Annotated in this window: 13 protein-coding genes; 9 read left to right on the forward strand and 4 right to left on the reverse strand. The window is 54.4% G+C overall.

The features are described from left to right. Positions 1-644 precede the first annotated feature (644 nt). The 9 genes from ACI1P1_RS07355 to ACI1P1_RS07395 all read left to right on the forward strand — a co-directional run bounded on the left by ACI1P1_RS07355 (position 645) and on the right by ACI1P1_RS07395 (position 17790). Complete coding sequence (locus ACI1P1_RS07355; protein ID WP_416215717.1) at positions 645-1748, forward strand: SGNH/GDSL hydrolase family protein; 1104 nt, start codon at positions 645-647, stop codon at positions 1746-1748. Positions 1749-1801: 53 nt separating this feature from the next. Next, positions 1802-3325, forward strand: coding sequence for an extracellular solute-binding protein (locus ACI1P1_RS07360; protein ID WP_416215718.1), 1524 nt, complete (start codon positions 1802-1804; stop codon positions 3323-3325). After that, on the forward strand, positions 3322-5160 hold the full coding sequence (locus ACI1P1_RS07365) for a cache domain-containing sensor histidine kinase (RefSeq protein ID WP_416215719.1): 1839 nt from the start codon (positions 3322-3324) through the stop codon (positions 5158-5160). Before ACI1P1_RS07360 ends, ACI1P1_RS07365 begins: the two co-directional genes overlap by 4 nt. Before the next feature lie 58 nt (positions 5161-5218). Next, on the forward strand, positions 5219-6832 hold the full coding sequence (locus ACI1P1_RS07370; protein WP_416215720.1) for a response regulator transcription factor: 1614 nt from the start codon (positions 5219-5221) through the stop codon (positions 6830-6832). A gap of 177 nt (positions 6833-7009) precedes the next feature. Next, the gene (locus ACI1P1_RS07375) at positions 7010-7930 is read left to right on the forward strand and encodes an ABC transporter permease (protein WP_416215721.1); all 921 of its coding nucleotides are present in this window, start codon (positions 7010-7012) and stop codon (positions 7928-7930) included. Positions 7931-7969: 39 nt separating this feature from the next. Next, the gene (locus ACI1P1_RS07380) at positions 7970-8926 is read left to right on the forward strand and encodes a carbohydrate ABC transporter permease (RefSeq protein WP_416215722.1); all 957 of its coding nucleotides are present in this window, start codon (positions 7970-7972) and stop codon (positions 8924-8926) included. A gap of 320 nt (positions 8927-9246) precedes the next feature. Then, entirely contained in the window at positions 9247-10767 is a 1521-nt protein-coding gene (locus tag ACI1P1_RS07385) for an extracellular solute-binding protein (protein WP_416215723.1), read from the forward strand. A gap of 294 nt (positions 10768-11061) precedes the next feature. Further along, complete coding sequence (locus ACI1P1_RS07390; RefSeq protein ID WP_416215724.1) at positions 11062-15753, forward strand: S-layer homology domain-containing protein; 4692 nt, start codon at positions 11062-11064, stop codon at positions 15751-15753. Between the two features lie 99 nt (positions 15754-15852). Next, positions 15853-17790 carry a family 10 glycosylhydrolase gene (locus tag ACI1P1_RS07395; RefSeq protein ID WP_416215725.1) on the forward strand — a complete coding sequence of 646 codons (1938 nt, stop codon included), beginning with the start codon at positions 15853-15855 and terminating at the stop codon, positions 17788-17790. A 465-nt stretch (positions 17791-18255) separates the two neighbouring features. On the opposite strand, the gene ACI1P1_RS07400 is transcribed toward ACI1P1_RS07395, so the two are convergent. The 4 genes from ACI1P1_RS07400 to ACI1P1_RS07415 form a co-directional block, all read right to left on the reverse strand. Beyond that, positions 18256-19014: a hypothetical protein gene (locus ACI1P1_RS07400; RefSeq protein ID WP_416215726.1), complete on the reverse strand. Its 759-nt coding sequence runs from the start codon at positions 19012-19014 to the stop codon at positions 18256-18258. A gap of 505 nt (positions 19015-19519) precedes the next feature. Next, on the reverse strand, positions 19520-20410 hold the full coding sequence (locus ACI1P1_RS07405; RefSeq protein ID WP_416215727.1) for a sugar phosphate isomerase/epimerase family protein: 891 nt from the start codon (positions 20408-20410) through the stop codon (positions 19520-19522). A 135-nt stretch (positions 20411-20545) separates the two neighbouring features. Continuing rightward, positions 20546-21610, reverse strand: a complete 1065-nt coding sequence (locus ACI1P1_RS07410) for a Gfo/Idh/MocA family protein (protein WP_416215728.1) — start codon at positions 21608-21610, stop codon at positions 20546-20548. A 100-nt stretch (positions 21611-21710) separates the two neighbouring features. Next, on the reverse strand, positions 21711-23288 hold the full coding sequence (locus tag ACI1P1_RS07415) for an FAD-dependent oxidoreductase (RefSeq protein ID WP_416215729.1): 1578 nt from the start codon (positions 23286-23288) through the stop codon (positions 21711-21713). Between the last annotated feature and the right edge of the window lie 432 nt (positions 23289-23720).

Below are 23720 nucleotides of genomic sequence, written 5' to 3' on the forward strand. Positions count from 1 at the left end.
AAACCGAGTATAAACCGGTGTTTGGAGCTTAGAGGAGCACATTATATTCGAAAAACCGAGTATAACGCGGTGTTTGGGGCTCGGAGTAGCACATTATACTCGAAAACTCGAGTATAATTCTGCGTTTGGGGCTCGGAGGGGCACATTATACTCGAAATTTCGAGTTTAGCGCCTTCTCCTCCTTCTGCCACACTCCAATCACAATGCCGCCACCTTACGGCTCCTTTCTCGCCATCCCATCATATCTCGCCCATCCGCCCCCATCCCACTCCCATCCCACTCCCATCCCGCAGCCCGCGCCACCATACCCCCCATCCCGTCCCCGTTTGGCCGGTAGCTTCTCCCCCGCCCCTAAAGTAACGTAGCCTGCCGGGACATTATCCGGTATAATGAGGAATGTTGAGGATTTATCAGAATATGCTTCAAGAAGAGGGATGAAGGGGACAGGCTGCAGGTAAATGTAAGCGCTTAACGAGTCCACAAACCTGACATGAAACCAATAAAAAACCTTGCCATCCCCGATATGGAATTCTATAATGTAACATAATGTGACATGAACCTTAGGGGAATGTCGGTGAGCCCCTATGCGGGAATGTCCCGGCCGGAACACCCCTACAACATGTTGACGCAGGAGGTCCTCGGAATTGGAAGAGAAAAAAAGCTCCACACTGGAACAATTTGACCGCAATATGCGCATGAACGGCACCCGGGAGGAGGGGCTGGTCTGGTTTGATCCCAAGGCAACCCCTTTTCGGCTGGGCGGCTTTCCCTGGATCGGGCAGGACGGGGTGTACCGGCGGATGCCGCTTCATCCGGCTGAGCCCTTGCCCCAAGCTGTAGATTGGCTGGCGGACCATACCGCAGGCGGCCATATCCGCTTCCGGACGGATTCCCGTGAGCTTCACATCCGGGTGAAGCTGAAGGACCGGGCCAATATGTACCATATGGCGCCAACCGGCCAATGCGGCTTCGATTGCTATATCGGCGGACCGGGGGAGGAGAAATTCGCCGGCACAGCCACCCTCCGCCCGGAGGAACCTGAATATACAGCCCGGCTCACCTCCTTTAAGGAGCGGGAGCTGCGCAGCTATACCCTCTATTTTCCCCTGTACCAAGGGGTGCAGGAGGTGTTAATAGGCCTGGAGGAGGACGCGGAGCTGCTGGAGCCGCTGCCCTTTGCTGCAGAGCGCCCAGTGGTGCTTTACGGCACCTCCATCACCCAAGGGGGCTGCGCCTCCCGTCCCGGCATGGCCTATCCCAATATCCTCGGCCGCGGCATGAAGCGGGAAATGGTGAACCTGGGCTTTTCCGGCAGCGGCAAGGGAGAGCCGGAGGTAGCGCGGGTGATTGCATCCATCCCCGACCCGGCCTGTCTGGTATTGGATTATGAAGCCAATTGCGACGGGCTTGAACGGCTGCAGGTGACCATGCCCACTTTTATCCGCATTCTGCGGGAGGCGCACCCCGAGGTGCCGATTGTGGTAATAACCCGGATCAGACCGCCCAAGGCGGACTGGGACGCGGAGTTCCGGGAGGCTATGCTGGCACGGCGTACTTACCAGTTGGAGCTGGTGGAGACCCTGCAGCGGGAAGGCGACCGGTTCATCTCCGCCATTGACGGCTATGAGCTATTGGGAGAGCAATATGCGGAAAGCACAGTGGACGGCACGCATCCTACCGACCTGGGTTTTTCCCTGATAGCGGCGGCGCTCCTGCCGCAGCTGTCCCCGCTGCTCGGAACAATTTAAGGTAAGGCGCAGTTTTTTTGAATCAGGTAAAGCGGGAGGGGGAGAACAGGACAATGACATCGAGAGCAGTAAGGGCGCTTTGCTTTTTGGCGGCGGGGGCTGTGGTGCTGACGGGCTGCGAGGGGGCGGCTCCGGGAGAAGGAGCCCAGGCCGAAGCAGTCAAGGGGAAGTCCGTCTCCATTGTGGTAAACAACCTGGGAATGAACTTTCCGACAGGAACAGACGAGAATAACAATCCCTACCTCTCCTTTATCGAAAACCGCACCGGCCTGGATATCAATGTGATTGCCCCGCCGGAGGAGGTCTATGAGGAGAAGGTGAACCTGATTATGTCCTCGGGCAGCCTTCCCGATCTGGTCCACATCTATAGACCTCTCTGGTTTGACCATTATCTCCAGCAGGACGCCCTGACCCCCCTGGACGATTGGCTCGACAAGTACGGCGCTGATCTGAAGCGCCGGATCCCCAAGGAGGCATGGGACCGGGTCCGCTTTAACGGGAAAATCTATGCGATCCCCAGCCTCAACGAGGTGCGGGGCATCGAGCTGATGTACATCCGCAAGGACTGGCTGGATAAGGTGGGGCGCAAGGCTCCCGTTACACTGGATGAATATTACGACGTTATCAAGGCCTTCACCCTGGAGGACCCGGACGGCAATGGCAAGAATGACACCTACGGTCTGACCATGGGGGAAAATTTGATCCGCTCCGCCCCTTTCTTCGGCGCCTTCGGCACCCAATTGGACAGCTGGATTCTGAAGGACGGAGCCCTCCAATACGGCAGCGTGATGCCCGAGACCAAGGAGGCGTTGGCTTTTCTCGCCAAGCTGTACAAGGAAAAACTGCTGGACCCCGAATTTGTCCTGAACCGTAACACCAGCTTGGCCCAAAAAGTTGAGAACGGACAGGTTGGCCTCTATTCGGCCACCTGGTACGACACCCGGGGTGCCATCGCTAATAACAAGGCGAAGAATCCTCGAGCAGAGTGGATGCCGTTGGAGTACCCAACCGGTCCGCGGGGGCAGAAGGGTGTTTATGATAAGGACTTGATCCGGGGCTACAATGTCATTCCCAAAGGAGCCGCCAATCCCGAAGGTGCCCTCCGTTATCTGGAATTTTTGGCCGGCGATGAGGGTTATACCACATTAAAGCTGGGCTTCGAGAATCAGATCTGGAGCATGCAAAACGGCAAAATGGTCACGGACTTCGCCCAGCATGACAAGCATCTGTACCGGGGGATTTACCAGTCCATGGTGGACGTGCTGGACCCTGAGCTGAATAAGAAACGGCTGGATTCCCTGGGGGATTTCCACTTGTACGAAAATCTGAAGATGATCGAGCAGAATCTGATCACCAACGAATTCTACGGCTCCCCCACCCCTGCCATGAGCCGGCTTTCCGGCCAGCTGCCCAATTTGCAGGAGGCCTTTACCCGGATTATTATGGGCGTAGAGCCGCTTGATGCATTTGACCGGTACGTAGCGGAGTGGATGGCCAATGGCGGGGCTTTGATAACCGAAGAGGTCAACGCCTGGTACAAGGAGAAAAACGCCGCAGCCGGAAGGGTTCTCCCATGAGGGCCCTGTGGCGCTGGGTCCGCAGCCAGTTTTCCGGACATATTCAGGTGCGGCTGACAGGATATTTTCTCCTGATTCTGCTGCCCCTTGTTGTTATCAGCCTGTTTGCCGTGGAGCGTTCGCGGGATCTTCTGTACAATCAAGCTGTGGAGCGCTCCCAGCTGGCCCTGTCCTCCTCTATGGATTATATTGATCTGACGCTTCAAAATATTGAAGAGCTCTCCGCACTCATTGCCACCGACCCGGCTGTGGTGCAGCAGCTGAACAAAACGGGCAGGGAGCTGCCTCCTGAGTCCATTGTGGAGTTCTCCCGGATGCTCAAGCAATTGTCCAATATGAATGCCGTGAATCATATCGTATCCCAGATTACCATCTACCACCACGCGTCCCATATGATGATCTCCACCAATTTCGGCGGCAGGCGCCTGACCTCCGAGCCGATGCAGGAATGGATGGTTCAGACGGCGCGGGAAAAAGGTACGGCCATTCGTTACCTGCTCCCCGACGAGTCCGTATCCGGCACCACCTTCGGCAGCGTCATCAGCACGGACAGCATTTCGCTGGTCCGCTCTATGGACCTGTACAATGTGAACCGCCAGCCTAATATACTCATGATTACCCTCAACAAAAGCCGGCTGCTGAACGTCATCAAGTCCCAGCTCCCCTCCTCCCAGGCCAAAATTTATCTCCATACGGAGACGGGACGGGTGGTGGCGGGCACCGGCGAAACGGCAGCGGACGGGGGCTTGCCACCGATTTCCGGCAAGGAGATGGCGGTAACGGTGGATTCGGGCTATTCCAATTGGCATCTGACCCTGATGCAGCCCGAAGCCGAGCTGTACCGGGAGACGGACAAGCTGCGGATGTTCACCTACATTATCATCGCGGTCAGCGTGCTTTTGGCGGTGGGGATTTCCTGGGTGGTGTACAGCGGCATTGCTTCACCGGTGCATAAGCTGGCCAGCGGGATGAAGCAGCTGGCGGCAGGCAATCTCAACATCCGGCTGCACAACCGGCAGAAGGACGAGTTCGGCTATCTGACGGAATCCTTCAATCAGATGGTAGCTTACCAGAGGCATCTGATCCAGGACCATTATGAGCAGGAGCTGGAGCTTCTGAAGACGGAGCTGAAATTTCTCCAGTCCCAGATTAATCCGCATTTTTTGTACAACACACTGGATTCTATCTATTGGTCAGCCCAAAATTACGAAGCCACGGAAATCAGCGAGATGGTGCTGAATCTGTCGCGGTTTTTCCGGCTGAGCCTGAACAAGGGCCGGGAGGTTTTTACCCTCCAGGAAAATATGGAGCATCTTCATTATTATATCCGCATCCAGCAGATCCGTTTTCTGGACAATTTCCGGGTGGAATACCGGCTGCAGGAGGAAACCAAGGCCATTCCGGTGCTGAAGCTGCTGCTTCAGCCGCTGGTGGAGAACGCCATTCTCCACGGGATGGAGGACCGGGCCAGCGGCGGATTGCTGGTGATTTCCAGCTGGCTCGAAGGAGGGACCCGGCTCAATATCCGGGTGGAGGACAACGGCCCCGGGATCAACCCCGAGCGTCTGGCGTATATGCGGCATGAATTGGAGAAGGCGGGCAGGCTGGATTACCGGATCAAACGCGAGGAAGAGGTGCGTGATCTGTTCGGATTGCGCAACATCACCGCCCGGATGAAGCTGTATTACGGTAAGGAAGCGGAGCTGGTCATCGATAGTGTAGAAGGCCAAGGCACCCATGTGACGGTTTCGCTGCCTCTGGACCGCTGCGGAAGCGATCTGCAGCTGGTGACAGAGGAGTTGAATCCTGCGCGCGAGGGATTGACCGGAGGCTAATTCCGGCAGCGGTGTGTGATAGGTATGGCCGGTAATAGCCGACAAGGAGGACAAGGGTATGAATCTGTTGATTGTAGAGGATGAGCTAAGGCTGCGCAATTCCCTTGCCAATAATATTCCCTGGGAGGAGCATGGCATTGAGGTGGTGGGGCTTGCGGGCAACGGCCAGGAGGCACTGGCCATTGTAGAACGCAAGCGGCCGGATATTATGCTCCTGGATGTACAGATGCCGGGTATGGACGGACTGACGCTGGTCCGCACCCTGCGGCAGAAGCAGGAAACCCGGATTTTTATGAAATTTATTATCCTGAGCGGGCATGATAATTTCGGCTTTGCCCAAAGCGCAATGGCTCAGGGGGTATCCCGATACCTGCTGAAGCCGGCGGGGGAGAAGGAAATTCTGGACGCCGTACTGGTGGCGGGAGAGGAGCTCCGGCGTGAACTGGAGGAGTGGCAGAAGCAGGCAGCCCTTCAGGAGAAATGGCGGGAGCATCTGCCTCTGCTGCAGAACGGCTTTTTCCAGCGCTGGGCGGATGGCGGCTACAGCCCGCCGGAGCTCCTCCGCCGGGCCCGGGATTATAACATTGAGCTGTCCGCCGATGCCCGGCTGGCAGCCGCAGTGGTGGACCTGGACCCGCTTCCCGGGGACGGGGAAGGGGATGGCGCCGGGCGGGATGATGAGCCGCTCCTGGCCTTCTCCCTCCAGTGTATGGCCCGGGACATGCTGCCGGAGCCGGCCTGTTATGCCAGCGGGGATATGGAGGGGAAGCTGCTCCTTATCTTCCTGCTGCCGTCCCAGGAGGATGAACGAGAGGCCTTGCTGCGTGTGGGGGCCTCCTTGGTGAGATTGTTGTCCCACGCCAAGGAGGTGCTGAAGGCAACCTTCAGCGCAGGTGTTTGCGGACGCACCGGCAGCCTGGAGGAGCTGGGGCCTCTGGTGCTGGAGGCGCGGCGCGCCCTGCGGGAACGGATGGTATACGGCACTGATATCGTCATTCCATACCGGGAGCAGGGGCGTGCCAACAAGGCCATGGAGGCCCAGCCCAATCTGGAGAAAATGCTGGAGATCGCCCTGGAAACCGCCGATGAGGAAAAGGCCATGCAAGCCTTGACCGGGCTATGGGAGGCGGGATTGGGGCAAGCCGTGTCCGCTGAGGAGGTCCACGAGACGGTGCTGTATCTGAGCAGCCTGTTTGTCCGGATGATCCAGAAGCAGGGCTGGTCCGTACGGCAGGTGGTGGAGGGGGACATGGAGCAATTCCTGCATGTCCGCCTGCTGGGCACCCGGGAGGAAACCTGGGGCTGGCTTACCCGCACCGTGAAGAAAATTGCCGCCTTCGTCCGCAAGGAGCGCAGCACCACCAGCAATCAGGTGGTTAAGGCCATTCTGGCCATTGTCGACCAGGAAATCGACCGGGATATTACCCTGCACATGGTGGCGGACCGGATGTATGTCAATTCCTCTTACCTGAGCCGGCTGTTTAAGCAGGAGACGGGAGTCCCCTTTTCCACTTATGTGCTGGAGCGCAAGATGGAAAAGGCCAAATCCATCCTCCAGGAGGGGGGCAAGGTATATGACGCTGCCCGCTTGGTTGGCTATCGAGATGTCAGCTATTTTACCAAAGTCTTTCGAAAATATTGGGGAGTTACACCTGGAGAAATGAAATCATAACATGAGTTGTTAGCCTGAAGCGTTTTCTTTTGAAAACGCGGAGGGCTTTTTTCATTTTTCGGGTAAAATCCAACATCAAAGTACCAGAAATAGTAATGGTCCTCACCTACTCACAAGCCTCTGGAATCACTAAAATTTAAGTACAGACGAAACGAGACAAGAGGAGGGTGAGGCGCAATGGGTCGCGGCAATTCCAGAGGATTGGGACGTGAGCTTCGCCGGGAATGGGATTTGTATATGCTTCTGGTTCCGGGCATTCTCTGCATTCTGCTGTTCAGATACACGCCGATGTACGGGATTATCATCGCCTTTAAGGATTTCAACATTTTTGACGGAATGGCGGCCAGCCCGTGGGTGGGCTTGAAGCATTTCCACAAATTATTCACCTATCCGGACTTTTTGCAGGTCTTCAAAAACACCATCATCATCAGTTTTATGAAAATCGGTTTTCTTTTTCCGCTGCCGATCGTAGTGGCGATTCTCCTGAACGAACTGAAGAATATGATCTTCAAACGCACCATTCAAACCGTCATTTACCTGCCCCACTTTCTCTCCTGGGTTATTGTCAGCGGCTTGTTCATCGATATTCTGTCCTCCAACGGGGGCCTGGTGAACAAAGCGCTGGAGGCAATGGGATTTACCCCCATCTCCTTCTTCATGGACAATGATGTGTTCCGGGGTGTGCTGGTCACATCGGCAGGCTGGAAGGAAACCGGCTGGAGCACCATCGTGTATCTGGCGGCATTCTCCACCATCGATCCGCAGCTGTACGAAGCAGCCCGGATGGACGGGGCAGGCCGCCTGCGTCAGGTCTGGCATATTACGCTTCCGGGTATTGCGCCTACGATTCTCCTTATGTTCATTCTCCGCCTCGGCAGTATTCTGGAGGCCGGCACCGAGCAAATTCTGGTCATGTACAACCCCACCGTTTACAAAACCGCCGATGTGATCGGCTCCTACGTATACCGGATGGGCTTGGGCAATCAGGATTACAGCTTTACCACGGCAGTCGGGCTGTTCGAGTCCGCTATCGCCTTCGTTCTGGTGATTTCGGGCAATGCCTTGGCCCGGAAATATCTGGACAGGGGCATCTGGTGATGAGGACAAACACAGGCATCAAGAAAGGAGAACGGACCGATGGCTGACTTGAATCTCCAGGCAGGAGCACCGGAAACGACAGCCCTTCCCAACACGGCGGGATCGAAGCGGACCGGGCGCAATGGCATCCGGAGCAGCATTCCCGAAAAAATATTTACAGTATGCAATTATCTCTTCTTCGTTCTGATGGGCTTCACCACGCTGGTTCCGTTTGTGAACCTGATCGCCAAGTCCCTGAGCAGTGAACATGCCGTTATATCGGGAAGAGTAAACCTCATCCCCATCGATATCCAATTCGGCACCTACAAATACGTCATGCAAGACAGCATGTTCCTCAATTCGCTCAAAATTTCCGTTATTCTCACCCTGGTCGGCACCTTCCTGAGTTTGCTGGTGACCACCATTACCGCCTATCCCTTGTCCAAGCCCCACATAAGAGGGCGGAAGTGGCTTCTGCTGATGTTTATTTTCACCATGCTGTTCAGCGGTGGTTTGATCCCCATGTATCTCCTCATGCAGAACCTGCATCTGGTGAACAAGCTGCCGGTGCTGTTCTTGCCGGGTATGGTGAATGTGTTCAATATGCTGATCATCAAAAACTACTTTGAAGGTTTGCCCGACGGCCTGGAGGAATCCGCCAAGCTTGACGGCGCCGGCAACATCCGGGTCCTGGTATCCGTGGTGCTGCCTCTGTCGCTGCCGGTTCTGGCTACCATCGCCCTGTTTTTTGCCGTAGGGTACTGGAACGACTATTTCGCATCCATGATCTACATCACCAATCCGGAATTGAAGCCGCTGCAGCTGTATCTGAAGGAGCTATTGGTTGCATCCAGCGGGGACTTCCTGAAGGACAACATCGATGCAGCGCTGAACACCACACCCCAGTCCATCCAGGCGGCATCCATCCTGCTGGCCACCATCCCGATCCTGCTGGTTTATCCGTTCCTGCAGAAGTATTTCGTCAAGGGTGTGCTGGTAGGTTCCGTGAAGGGGTAGGCTGAAGAACCTGTCCGACGAAAGTAAAAGGTGAATCTATATTCATGTGAAGAGACTGGAAGGGATAGAAGTGACTTGAGGGCGAGTTTTTTGGCGGCTTTGAACCCTTCAAATTCATTCAATCAAGGCCGACAAAACGTGTTTGAGCATCCAAGGCACTTCTATCCCGGTAAGGAATGAAACGAATGAATATGGATTCACCAACACTATGATTTCGGGGTCCCTGCAAAAGTAACCGGAATAACATAAGGGAAGCCGGGGACAGCTCCTGTGCTTCACTTTGCGGGGAATGATTATATTCATCTTAGGGAGGTAAGTCCATGTTGAAAAAATCAGTTGTACTGGCAAGTGTAGTGGCATTATCGGTTCTTGGCACGGCCTGTGGCGGATCCTCGGATTCCGGCTCCACCGCTTCTACCGCTCCATCCGGAGGTGCTGCCGCATCCCCGGCGGCTACAGAGGGACCCAAATCTCCGTTGCGGATGCTCATGCAATACGGGCGTTTTGACCCTAACAAGGACTTTACCGCCGGCCTTATCAAGGAAAAAACCGGCTACGACGTCACCTACGACATGCTTCCCGCCGAGAACTATGATGAAAAGCTGAACCTGATGGTAGCCAACAAGGAAGAATTCGACGTGATGAAGCTGAGTGCTACCCAATTCTTCAAGCTGGCCACCTCCGGCGCCCTGGAGCCGTTGGATGATCTGGTGAATAAGTTCGGCCCCAACGTCAATCAGGCTATCAAGCCCCAATCCTGGACCAGCACCACCATCGACGGCAAAAAATTTGCCATTCCCGAAACCGGCTCCGGCGTTTCCGTAGGCGAAGAGCTGATCGTCCGCCAGGATTGGCTGGATGAGCTGGGCCTCAAAATGCCCACAACCCCGGATGAGCTGTATACCGTTCTGAAAACCATCAAGGAAAAGAAAAACATCGTTCCGCTGACGGGCAGCAAGGACTCCCTCTACGGTGACATTGCCGCCGCCTTCGGCGTTCCCTACGGCAGCACCTCGGATTGGGTACTGAAGGACGGCAAGCTGGTCCATAAGGCCGAGCTGCCGGAGATGAAGGAATTCCTGACTTACATGAACAAGCTGAATGCGGAAGGTTTGTTGGACCCCGAGCTGGCTATCAACACCGCCGCCAAGGCCATCGAAAAATTCACCAGCGGCAAAGCGGCCGTCTACAAGCTGGCCTGGTGGAATGCACCGAACACGATGACCGCCCTGACCAAGAACTTCCCCGAAGCCAAGGTATCCGTTATGCCTTTCCTTAAGGGTAAGGATGGTAAGGTATCCTTGAGCGTCACAAACGGCACAAGCTGGTATATTGCCATTCCCAAGTACTCCAAGCATAAAGAAGATGCCATGAAGCTGCTGAACGCCAAGCTGGAAAAAGAAACCTTCAAGAGCCTGGCTATCGGTATCCAAGGGACCCACCATGAGGTGAAGGACGGTAAATACTTCCCGATCCTGCCAAAATTCAATGACGACCTGACCAACGGCAGTGTGTTCATGACCGGTGTGGATGAAACCAACTATCCCATCTACTGGCAGGCGCGGGTGCGCAAGGACCCCGTTCTCCAGAAGTTCTATGAGGACTTCCAAAAGTACGCCGAAGGCAAGCTGGTTGAGGATCCCATGTCCTTTGCTCCGCCCATCGACGCCATCTCCAAGAACAAGCAAAAGCTCACCAAGCTTCTGGACGACAATGTCATCAAGTTTATCAGCGGCTCTGAGCCGGTTGCCAACTATGACAAGTTCCTGACCCAATGGAAAGCGGAAGGCGGAGCAGAAACCATCAAGGCCGCCAACGACTGGTATTCCACCAAGAAATAAGCAGCCAGACCCGTGCGTCCTGCGGACTCCGGCAGCAGCATAGAATCGGCAGCACACACAGGCAGCACGCGACTAAGAGACTGCGACGAAATAAAGTACCGCTAATTTGCCGACAAAACTCCTAAAACCATCGAGATTTTGTCTTCAAAAGCGGGTACTAATTTCCTCGCAGCTCCTAAGCGGCTGCCTGTGGTTTAGAATCGGAGGAATTTCACCTGTTTGGGACGCCGGGACAACATAGCCCGGCCCTGTGCCGGGGATCAGCACCACTATCCCATCCCGTCAGGAGTGTGAATGATGACCTTCGTTTCTGTCAGAAAAACCATGGCATTATGGACTGTTGTACTGCTGATTGCTGCTTTGCTTGCCCCGATTTTCCCGGCTGGCGCCTTAACCGCTTCGGCTGCCGAGCCGGACGGAGAGGGTGCTGTCACCCAAGGAATAACCAGTGTTACCGAAAACGTGTATTCTGTAACTGATGCGGTTTATTTGGTTTCGGCGAATGGTAATGATCGGCTTGAGATGAAATATATTAATTTTAATACGGACGCCGATCCGCAGAAAGCGGATTATGCGGCTCTGTTCACAAGTGGAGCAGGAGTCACCAACCGTTCGGATCATCCTAATGAGGTTTTTGTAAAAGCAGGGAATATCGCCATTGCTGTAGATGCAACCGGTTTGGTTAGCGGTCTATATGGTCCCACCAATAAGAATCCTACAACGAATGACAAGCCAACCGCTTGGGATCCCGCTCTATATGCAGTCATTCCTCAAGGCGGCTATATTGTTTTGGCCAATGATAATAATTGGGAACAGAAGGATTTTCGCAAAAACTTATACATGAACTACCGGATCGGCCATCAGGTAACCCTCGTCAAAGGGACTCAAACCCTGACTGCCGCCGATTTTCTGAACCTGCCACCGGCTTTGGCGTTAACCACGGCCTCAGGTACGGAAGTCTCCTTGCCCACCTTTAAGATAGCAGGGGAAATCGACCATCACGCAGCGGACTTGAATCTTGCTGTTATGGTTGGAGAAACGGCTGCTGTCATTAGCGCGGACGGGAGCTTCACCGCCACGGTTTCCTTAAAGGCAGGGCTGAATACCTTAACGGTCCAGCTGCTCTCCGGAGCTTCCATTTTGGATACAGAATCGGTCACGGTGACCTACAAGCCTGTTGTGGCCGGCAATGGGGTGGAGGTAGAAGCAGCCCCGGAGGATATCACCGTTAGTATTGAAGGGCCCCGGAAGAATATCGACTACATCGATCAGGACATCACCGGCATCGACAATATTATCGCTCTGTTCACCCGGGAGTCCGGAGATACCATCACGATTCCCCAGTTCAATGTGGCGGTGCAAGTAGGCGCCGACAGCAAGGTGATGCAGGTGGTTAACCCCGCCTCTAGTGGCGGCGGTGCCCCAAATTGGGCCGGTCCCACAGAGCTGGCTATTCCCCAAGGCGGCTATGTGCTGTACGCCCAGGATACCAGCTATGCCAACAATAACATTAAACGGTTTTTGGCTACCAAGTTCAAGGTTGGGGATGTGATCAAGCTCCGCAAGAACGGCGAGGTGGTGCCGGTTACGGAGCTGATGAGCGGCCGGGTCAAGCTGACGCTGGACAATTACCAGATGGTCACCTCTACGAAAGCGCAGGAGCTGATCAGCGGGAATATTAGCGACGCGGGGGGCCTTGCTGCCGTACAGCTGCTGATTAACGGCACACCTGTGCCTGTGGCGGCGGACGGTACGTTTTCCTACAGCTATTCCCTTCAGGCCGGCATCAACTATGTCAATGTGAAGGTGATGAAAAACGGTGCGGAGAATACAAGCCGTGACCTGGTTATTTTCAGCCGGCCGGGTTTTACCTCCAACAAGGGTGTAATCCTGTGGGTGGATCAGGCCGCCAATGCCCGGAAATTCCAGACCAGCGAGCATGTATACGAATTCCTGAAGAAGGCCAAGGATAACGGGGTCACGGAAGTGGTCTTCGACGTGAAGGGTGTGGAAGGATACGCCTCTTATAAGAAGAATGATCTGACCGGGCGTCCTTATGTCAGTGAAATTACGGCTCCGGCCAAGGCCGGGTCAAACCCGGATCTGGATCTCCTGGAGGAATTCGTCACCCATGGGCACGCATTGGGGCTGAAAATCCATGCGGCAATTAATGTATTCGCCGAAGGCTCCATTGCCAGCGATGAATATGCCGTATTGGACGATCACTTGGATTGGGAGGAACGGATTTACGTTCCCGAAAACAATGGACAGATCAAACGTGTGCGGGAGAGCGCCAAGCAGGGATTGGTGGCTTTTGTAAACCCGTCCAATGACGAGGTCCGCCAGTATGAGCTGAAGACCTTCGAAGAGGTCATCAAAAACTATGATGTGGACGGTGTGGTCCATGACCGGGGCCGTTATGACAATGAGTCGGCGGATTTCAGCGATCTGACCCGGGCCAAGTTCGAAACCTTCCTCCAGGCCAAAGGCAAGCAGCTTCAAAATTGGCCTGCGGATGTGTTTTCCTACAATGGCACTACCCGGGTAAACGGGCCGCTGATTCAGGATTGGTGGGAATTCCGCTCGGGCACCATCAAGAGCTTTTTCGGCGAAGTGAAGAGTCTGGTGGATTCCTACGAATCCTCTACCGGCAGAACCATCCAGGCCTCCGCCTATGTGGGCTCCTGGTACGAAACCTACTATCTGAACGGCGTAAACTGGGGCAGCCCCAACTTCCGTTTTGACAGCAGATTGGGCTTGAAGGATGAATATGTGTATACACCGGGGTATTATGAGACCGGATATATCGAGTATATCGATTTCCTGATGATCGGGGCCTATCAGACCACCGGGCAGGAGGTAAGTAAGTATATTACCTTGGGCAACATTGTGACCAACGGGGAAATTCCTCTTTATGCAGGAATTGCTTTAACCAACGTTCAGGCACCTGAGCTGCAGCGTGATGTGTTCCAATCCGGGTTGGCCAACACCAATGGCCTGATGCTGTTCGATGCCTCCCAGGTCAACTGGCCCATCGCTTCTGCGGCTCTGAAAAACCAGGTATATGTGAAGGACTATCAGGTGGGCTTCAGCCTGCCGGGCAAACCGGAGCAGTTTTTGGAGGGGAATTTCCATAATATTAACCTGATCGAAGGAAATATCAACGCCTATACGGATTCCTTCGGTTATTCCACCGGCACCTCCCGTTTTGGGGTGGAGGTAGTGGTTGGGGCAGACGGCACAGTTTCCAAGGTTCTGAACCGGAACCAGGCCATTAACTGGAGCTGGGGCTCTCCGGAGGAAAATAACAGTGTGATTCCTGCCGACGGTTTTGTCATCTCCACTCTGGACCCGTCCGGCACCCGGACCAAACGCCAGCTTGTGGCCAATGCCTTTAAGGCGGGTGACACTGTACGTGGCGCATTGCTCAGCGGCTACCTTCCTTATGAAGGGTTGAAAACAGCCGACAGCCAGCTTGCGGTGAAAGGCAATGTTGACGTTCTGGGCAAGGGCACTGCACAGGTACAGGTAGCGGGCAAAGCGGCTGCAGTCAGCAGCACCGGCGACTTCCAGGCCACTGTTCCGCTGGTGGTGGGTGCCAACTCCGTTACCATGGCCGTGTATGTGGACGGCTACAAAACCAATGAAAAAACCGTCCAGATTACCCGGACCGAAAGCACAGGCAGCGGTAATCCGGGAGGCGGCTCCTCCAGCTATGGCGGAGGCGGCGGAACGCCGGATTTGGTGGGCAAAACAGCATTTACCACTCCGGACGGGACTGCAGGTACGCTCTTCCGGATTGATGAAGGGCAATTGGCCGCCAAGCTGAAGACGCTGGCGGAGGCTGCCGGTACGGCAGGCGGCCAGCAGGAGCTGCTTATTCCGGCAACGGACAATAGCGCCTCTGCTGCCAAGGGTGTTGTGACGGTAAGTATACCGGTTGGCCCATTTGCGGCAGCGGCTGGCACTTTGCCCAGCGGCGGGAAAATTGTGGTGCAAACCAATTTAGGTGAGGTTGTATTGCCTGTGAATGTCCTCTCCCAGTGGACAACGGAAACAGCAGCAGGGAAACATGTGGAGCTCAGCCTGCGTCCGGTCTCTGAATCTGTGCAAACCTCCCTGGCCGGCAAGCTTCAGGCTAAGGGGGCTTCCGGGCTGGTAGAGGCGGTAGAGCTCAGCTTGGGAGTGAAGGAAGGGGAAACCCTTAGCACGCTTTCTCTTCCTGCCAACAGCAAAGGTATGCTGAGTTTGTCTTTGGTAACAGATGCGGCCCCTGCTCAGCTTACTGTGATGAAGCTGAATAAGGAGGGCGGACTGTCCTTCGTGCCGGCCAAGGTTGGAGCGGCAGCTTCCGGCCGGGTGAATGCCCAGGTACGTCTGGAAAGTGCAGCCGTTACTTTGGCGGTGGCCCAAGTGGAGCAGGCTTCCTATGGGGATATGACCGGTCATTGGGCAGAGCAGGCAGTGGGTCTGTTGTCCTCCAAGCTGGTTGTGGACGGCATGGAGGGTGGCCTCTTCCAGCCGGAATCCCTGCTGACCCGGGCACAGTATGCGGCTATGCTGGTGCGGGCCTTGGGACTTGAAGCCTCCGTTTCGGCGGCAGGCGGCACCTTCACGGATGTGGCTGCAGATTCCTGGTATTCCGCAACTGTACTTGCAGCTGTAAATGCCGGGATTACCGACGGTTATGAGGACGGCAGCTTCCGTCCGGAGGCGCGGATCACCCGTGAGGAAATGGCGGTGATGCTGAACCGGGCGCTGCGTGCAGTAAACACCGCTCCTGCGGCGGATGCTTCTGCCCTCGCCGGGTTGTCCGACGGTGAAGAACTTGCCGATTGGTCCCGTGATGCTGTGTCTGCTCTGGTAAGCAGCGGCTTGCTTAACGGGCGCACCGACGGCTTTGCTCCCGCGGCGGATGCCACCCGGGCTGAAGCTGCAGCTGTACTCCAGCGGCTGCTGGGTTATCTGGAAGCCCGTTGGTTCTAGTTCTACTTCAAGGGCAACAATGCGGCAGCTGCTGCGTTGTTGCCCTGTGCTTATACAAGGCGAAGAAGATGTAAATAGAAGAAAAGGGGGCATTTTTCCATGAAAGCGGATGATGCTGTACCGCAAGAGGTAACGCGGGCGGAAGGGATTGAGGTGGAGGCGGCGCCGGAGGATATTACCATCCATGTGCAGGGGCCCCTTTGGAGCATTGCAGGTATCGACCGGGAGCGGGGGGAGTTGGAGGGCATCCTTTTGTTTACGCGGGAGTATGGAGAAACGGTGTCCATTTCCTCAGCTTATGCGGCGGTGCAGGTTGGTGCGGATAGCAAGGTGGCACAGGTGGTGCTTCCCTCATTAACGGACGGCAATGATGCCGGTGTTTCCACAACAGAAGCGGTTGAATTGGAGATTCCTGAAGGGGGATATGTGCTTTTTGCCGGGGATGAAGGTACGGTGCCTGAAGGTGCAGGGTATTTTTTGGCGGAAAGGTTTAGAGTGGGCGATTTGGTGAAGCTCCGCAGGAACGGTCAGGTTGTGCCTGTTGAGGAGATGATGGGGAGCACGGCTAAGCTGGTGCTGGACAATTACCCCATGGTGACTGCTATGGAAGCGAATCACTGGGTTACCGGAACAATCCGCCATACGGGGGATATGTCCGGCATGCAGCTTTTCGTAAATGGAGTGGAGGCGCCGGTAACACAGGACGGCAGCTTTTCCCATTGTTCTCCGCTTCAGCCGGGAATCAATTATATTCGGGTGCAGCTGCTGAGGAAGGGCGTGGAGGAGACATCGCGGGAACTGGTCATCTTTAGCCGCCCCCGTTCTGCTCCGGAGAAGGAAGTGGTGCTTTGGGTGGACCAGACGGTGAATGCCAAAAGGTTCCAAAGCAGTGCGGATGTGCTGGACTTTCTCCAGTTGGCCAGGGACAACGGGGTGACCAAGATCGCGCTGGACGTAAAAGGGGTAGAAGGGTTCGTCTCCTACAAAAAGAATGATCTCACCGGACGCCCTTACGTGAGTGAGATCAAGGCCCCAGCCAAGGCCGGGGCTAACCCGGAGCTGGACATGCTGGAGGAATTTATCACCCATGGACATGCACTTGGTCTGGAGATTCATGCGGCCTTGAATGTGTTTGCGGAGGGCTCCATTGCACGGGATGAGTATGCCGTGTTGGACCAACATTTAGACTGGGAAGAACGGATTTACATACCGGAAAATAACGGGGAAATCCGGCGCCAGCGGGAAAGTCTCAAGAAAGGACCGGTGGCCTTCGTCAATCCCTCCCATGACCAGGTCTGGGAGTATGCGCGGCTGACCTTCGAGGAGATTATTAAGAATTACCGGGTGGACGGGGTCATTCATGACCGGAGCCGCTACGATAATGAAGCAGCGGACTTTAGTGACGTCACCAGAGCCAAGTTCGAGGTGTTTCTCCGCGCCAGGGGCAAACGTCTGGCGAACTGGCCGGCAGATGTGTTTGTCTATGACGGCACCATCCGGGTGGACGGCCCGCTGATCCAGGACTGGTGGGAATTCCGGGCGGGGACCATCAAGCGTTTTTTTGCCGAGATTAAGGAACTGGTTAACTCATACCGGAACTCTACCGGACGCCCAATCCAGGTTTCCGCCTACGTGGGCTCCTGGTACGAAATATACTACCTGAACGGGGTCAACTGGGGCAGCCCCAGCTTCCGGTTCGATGAACGGCTGGGTTTGCAGGACGCCTCCTTGTATACGCCGGAATATTGCCAGACGGGCTACATCGGGTATCTGGACTTCCTGATGATCGGCGCCTACCAGACCACCGGTCAGGAGGTGGAGAAATACGCCACCTTGGCCAACATTGTCACCAACGGGGAAATCCCGCTGTATACAGGAATCGCGGTCACCAATGTCCCGGCTCCGGCGCTCCAGCGGGAGGTCATCCAGGCCGGACTCGCCGCCACCGACGGCGTTATGCTGTTCGACGCCTCCCAGATCAACTGGCCCGTGGCGCGGGCGGCTTTGCTGGGAGAGGAGTATGAGGGGGAAGTATAGAGAATAAAGAAGTTAACATTATATTTCCGTGGCCAAAGAAATCGTGAAGGTACCTTATTATGAAGTGGTGGCTACTGAATAAGTCTAATTGAAGAATAAGAGGCTATCCAGCAGTCAGTTTTAACTGGCTTTCTGGACAGCCTTCAACTTAATTTTGATTATGTAGCTGTTCATTATTATTTAAAATATACAATATGAAAGAATGATTAATCAAAAACATAATTCCGGCAAGAATTAGAACAAAATATGTTTGTCCATCCATGTTATTAAAGCTGCAATAATATTTGTAAGGCTAAAGAACGAAATGTTTTTTTTAGTGTGACTGATTAATTTCTTTCTCTTAACGATGAGAAATAAATACGCAATTTCTACACTAAGCAATAGGAGCAACCAATTGAACATAATATCCTCCCGATTTGCAATTAGAGAACAAGACGATATCCCCTTGTTGCTTAGCTTGCAAAACTACATCACAAATAAGGTGTTATAAGCTCTATTAATATCATTATCAGCGTTATTTAATGCACTATAAACATCATAACCAATGGCTCCACCAGCAATTAACTCAACAATAAGCGCAATTGGATTAAAAATAGAAGGGATTGCTAAACCTAATGCAATTGCTGCAGCTACACATGCAGCATTTAGATCATCAATGTCGTTAGCAAAAGCATTCGCATACATTTTATAATCACTGGCATAAGTGTTTGTGGATGCAAAATACTTAGAGATGTTATCCCCAGCGACACCATCGCTATCAAAGTGTTCATAACAAGCGGCATAATAAGTTCCACCTGGGGAAGATTCATAATTATCATAATAACACGAAGCTCTGGTTCCACCAAACTCCATAGTGGACATCCCTCCATTTGAAGGGCTAGTACCAGCAAATTTTTGGAATTGTTCTTTAGTAAGGGTCAATGTGTTGAGTTTGCCATTTACATAATAATTACCATCTTGTTTTTTCTCAAAGACAGTTGTAGTTTGTTTATCCTTATATATTTCCCGGTAGTTTTCCATTCCAGGTGATAGAGTATATTTGCGTATATCAACAATAGTAACTTTGGTAGTGTTTTTAGATTTTTCATTTGAAATGTTTAACGTTTGAAGTTCCACACCTATTTCGTTTCCGTCCAGAGTTTTCAATACCTGAGTTTTTTCAATAATCTCAGCATTTGTCTTGGCTGCAATTGCACTGAATGGTAAACTCGCTAACAATACCAAATTGATAGAAATACACAAAAGGATCTGATGGCTTTTTTCAAGTTCGTTCCAACCCTTCTCTAGTTAATTTTATAAAAAGGCGGGCCCGTCTTGATAATTGAAGTATTTCTATTTTATGGGTTTAGGTTACAACTATATGGTAAAATTGTCAACAATATTATAACCGCAAGGTATTTTGTGTAGTTGGTTCGCTTTCGTATAGGGGGAACTTCATGCACAGCCTCAAGACCTTTTACTTTATATTTGTAAAGTAAGAAAGATTGATTTCATAAGTCCCTTTTTGAGATATAGTATTTGGTGATAATGGAATTCCAGTCATAACCTGAACCTTTGGAGGAGACCTGGCCTAGCCTGATCCTCAAAAAAAGCTGCCCCGCCGGCAGACTCATGTCTGCTTCGGGACAGCTTTTTTTAACCAAAGCCGACGGCCAAGGTAGGCCAAGGTAGGCCAAGGTAGGCCAAGGTAGTCCGATTACCCGACTGCCTCGCCGCCTGGCTGCTCTAATCAGCGATAACCCTTGATGAACTGTACCGCCCGGCGGATGTCCTCTCCGGGGTTGGCGCCTACCTCGCGTTCGATGGTGAGGTAGCCCTTGTAGCCGATCTCCGCCAATGCGGTGAAGTAGGCATCGAAGTCCACCTTGCCCTCGCCCAGGGGCACCTCCCGGAAAAACTCGCCGGAGCTCACCATCACGGCGATCTTGGCGTGGTCCATGGGCTCAAAGCCCAATGCCCCGTACACCAGACGGGGATCGATTTCCTTCAGCCGGACCCCGTCCTTCACGTGGGTGTGCACCACATAATCCCGTAGAAGCTTAACACCCTCCACAGGATCGTCGCCGGTGACCATCACCATGTTGGCCGGGTCGAAGTTGACGGATACCCCGTTGCCGCCCAGGGAATCCAGGAACTCCTTCAGATGGGCCGCCCGCTCGGGTCCGGTTTCGATGGCGAAAAAGGCATTGCGGCTGACGGCATATTCATTGAGTTCTCTGCAGGCCTCCTGCATCGCCTTATACACGTCGCTGTCCTTATCCTCCGGCACAATGCCGATGTGCGTGGTGACCACGTTGGTGCCCAGGTCCAGAGCCAGGTCGAGAATTCGCTTGGATTTTTCCACCTTGGCCGGATTCTCGGTTTTATCCTGGAAGCCGTGGCCCCCCAGGTCGCCGCAGAGGGCGCTGATCTCCAGGCCCAGCGAAGCGATATATGCCTTTAGGTCCTGGCGGGCAGCCGCGTCCAGATTGTCCGGGTCCATCTCGCCGGAAACGGCGTAGATTTGCACTCCGTCCGCGCCAACCTCCTTGGCCTTCCGCAGTCCCTCACGGACACCAACGCCAAAGCTGTCCACGATAACGCCGATGGGATTGCCGATGCGCACTTTGGTTTCCCCCATGGGATGACCCTCCTTTTTATTCACCGCAGTCTCTTGGAGACTGTGACGAAATAAGTACCGCTAATTTGCTGATAAAACTCCTAAAACCGTGGAGATTTTATCAACAAAAGCGGATACTAATTTCCTCACAGCTCCTTAGTCGAAATAAATTTCCTTGCCGAGACGGGCGGATTCGTATACGCCGCAGAGAATCTTCATGATCTCCACGCCGTCCTCCACCGGGCTCAGGGTGGTTTTGGTGCCTTGGCACACCTCGATAAAGAAGTTCATTTCGTCCTGGAAGCCGGACACAAAATCGAAGGACAGATTATCGATTTGCGGTGTGGAATTGAGGATGGTGTCATGCTTTTCTGTGATCAGAGTCAGCTTGGGCTCCAGCTCCACGCCGCCCTTTTCGCCGAACAGCTTGACGGTCAGCTCATCTTCCTTGGCATGAAGGGTGAAGCTCACATCCACGATGAGGGAAGCGCCATTTTCGAAACGGATCATAGCATTGGCCATATCCTCAACGGTGTTCAACTCCGCATTATAATCCGCCGCCTTGTAAAAGCGCAGGTTCTTCACATTCGCCCGGTTGCCCAGACGGTTGTAGGTGTTGCCGCTGATGGACTTCACCTTGGGTTTGCCCATCAGGTACCAGCACAGGTCGATGACATGGACACCCACGTCGATCAGCGGTCCGCCGCCGGAGCGCTCCACATCGGAAAACCAGCCGCCGGGGTTGCCCAGCTTGCGGATACAGGAGGCCTTGGCATAGTAGATGGGACCGATTTCGCCCGCATCCATAAAGGATTTGACGATCCGGGTATTGGAGGCATACCGGCGGACAAAGCCGACATGCAGGGTTTTACCGGATTCCTTCACAGCCTGCTCTACAGCCAGCGCTTCCTCGACGGTTTTGCAGAGGGGCTTTTCGCACAGCACGTTTTTGCCTGCTTTCAGGGCGGCGATGCTGATTTCGGCATGGCTGTTGTTCCAGGTGCAGATGCTCACCGCGTCGATGTCCGGGTTGGCGAGAAGCTCATGATAGTCGGTATAGATGTTGGGGATATTGTACTTCTCAGCCTTGGCCTTGGCCCGTTCTTCCTTCAGGTCGCAGACAGCGCTCAGGACAGCGTCGGGATTTTTGGAGTAGGAGCTGAAGTGCATTTCGGAAATAGAGCCGGCGCCGATAACGCCGATGCGGATTTTGCCGCTCATGTGGATCACCTCATGAATTAGTGGGTTGGGATTGCTGCTTCTAAAAGATATATGCATCCGCCAAGCCGAAGCGGATATGCTAAACGCTCAAATCTGCTGCTTACACCGGCCGCAGTGCGGGCCACTTCAGCTCTACACCCTCACGGACAAGCAACTGCTGGAAGCTGGCCAGCTCCGGTGCGAAATCCCGCAGGTCCTTGGGAGTAAAGCCTTTATCCAGGCAATAGCTGGCGCAGTAGCCGGCCGCTTCACCGATGTTCCATTCCACCGGATGAAGGCGGTAGCAGCCGTTGGTGATGTGAGTGACGCCGATATTTTTGGCGGCCGCCAGTACGTTGGTGACTCGCACTGGAATCAGACTGCCCAGGGGAATCTGGAAGGGCAGGGAGGAAATATCTATATACGGCACACCTTGGGTGCTGGGATGCAGGTCGATGCGGTAACAGCCTACACCCACACTGTCAAAAAACTCCTCGGCCTTGCCATCGGGACGGCAATCTGTGGCTACATGCTGCTCCAGCACGGTGAACTGGGCCTTGATCCGCCGGGATTCCCGGATGTATGGATACATAGCCAGACCATCCTCGGTGCCCGTAACATCGGGGCGCAAACGCAGGCCGGGGTAGCCGGTTTTGCCGTCGGGGCGGGGGGCTTCGGTCTGCAGCCAGTACAGCAGGGACAGGCTCAGCTGCTTCGCCTCGTACAGATGCTTCTGCCGTTCCTCCTCCGTCACGTCGATGATCCCGCCCAGCCAATAATCGTTCTGGGGCCAGTTGATCAGTGAGATGGAGCTGTTGAACAGACCCAGCCGGAAATGCCAGCGGTCAAGAATCTGCCGATACGCGAATAAGGGGAATTTCCCCTCTGCATTGGGAAAAAGCTCGTAGTCCACCTTTTCCATGGTGGAGGGTTTTACGCCGGTGAGGCTGAGCAGCCGGTCCGGCCAGAAGTCGGCCTTGTAGCTGCGCCAGAAATCGTACATTTCGGGCTTCGGGATAGTGTGGTCCTCGTTCTCCAGGTAGTCCACCGCGAAGCAATAGGTGAAGCTCTGCATATCCATCGGCTGCGCGTCCCCGTCAACTGCGTGGGGCTCGCCGGTTTCGGCACGGCTTTCGGCGCCGGTGACATATTCGATCCCGGCTTTGGGCAGCAGGTCGCCGCATTCGGTGGCGTCGATGTAATAGGACGCCGACAATTTGGCGGTGTCGCCGCTGTCCAAGTGCTTGACGGTGACCGACGTCACCTTGTCACCGGCTGTCTCCGCCGCTTCAATCCGGTAGCGGTGGAGGATCCGGATGCGCCCGCTGTGCACATAGGGCGCCAGCATGTCCTGGAGCACCGCCAAGGCTGCGCGGGGCTCGTGGCACAAGCGGCTGACAATGCCGCTGCCGGGATTCAGGCGGGGGTTGGAGGCAGCGTCCGGCGTCAGGGGGAAGTGGTCCCGGTAATACTGCCGTACGCCCTCCCGGAAAAGCCGGTAGCTGGTCGTACAGCCGAAGGATTCGATCCAAGGATGCTCATCCGGGGGCACCGCCTGGCTGGTCAGCTGGCCGCCGACCCAGTCGGTTTCTTCGGTCATGATGACCTGTTTGCCGGCTTTGGCCGCCGCCAGTGCGGCCGCGACGCCGCCGGTGCCGCCGCCCAGGATGGCAATGTCCGCGTAGAGGTTACGTTCCATTCAAGCTGTCTCCTTTTGCCGTAAGGAGCTGTCAGGAAATGAACGATACTTTATTTCCTGACAGCCTCAAAACGTTATAGTCGGTCGGAAGGCGGGAGGCGTTCACCGCCGGCCGTTGTTGTTCAAGTTTTTGTAGGCGGCAGTGCCGATTGTGTGCATGGTGCCGCCGTTTTTCGCGTGGCTGCTGCTCTGACAGGGGCTGCAGAAGCCTAGTGAACCAGAGCGCGTTTGGCTAACGGACTCCAGAAGCGCTATTCCGCTGAAAAGCGCCTTTTCCGGAAACTAACGGACACCAGCGCGCTTAATGGAGCATCAACTGGACGAATCCGGCTCAAAAGTCCCATATAGCGGCTGCTGAGTCCGTTAGAATGCGAAGGAGGTCATTTTGAGCGGAATAAGGTCTCTGATGTCGTTGGGGTTAGGAGTGCAGGA

It is taken from the genome of Paenibacillus mesotrionivorans (assembly GCF_046098205.1).
Lineage (GTDB): Bacteria > Bacillota > Bacilli > Paenibacillales > NBRC-103111 > Paenibacillus_AR > Paenibacillus_AR mesotrionivorans.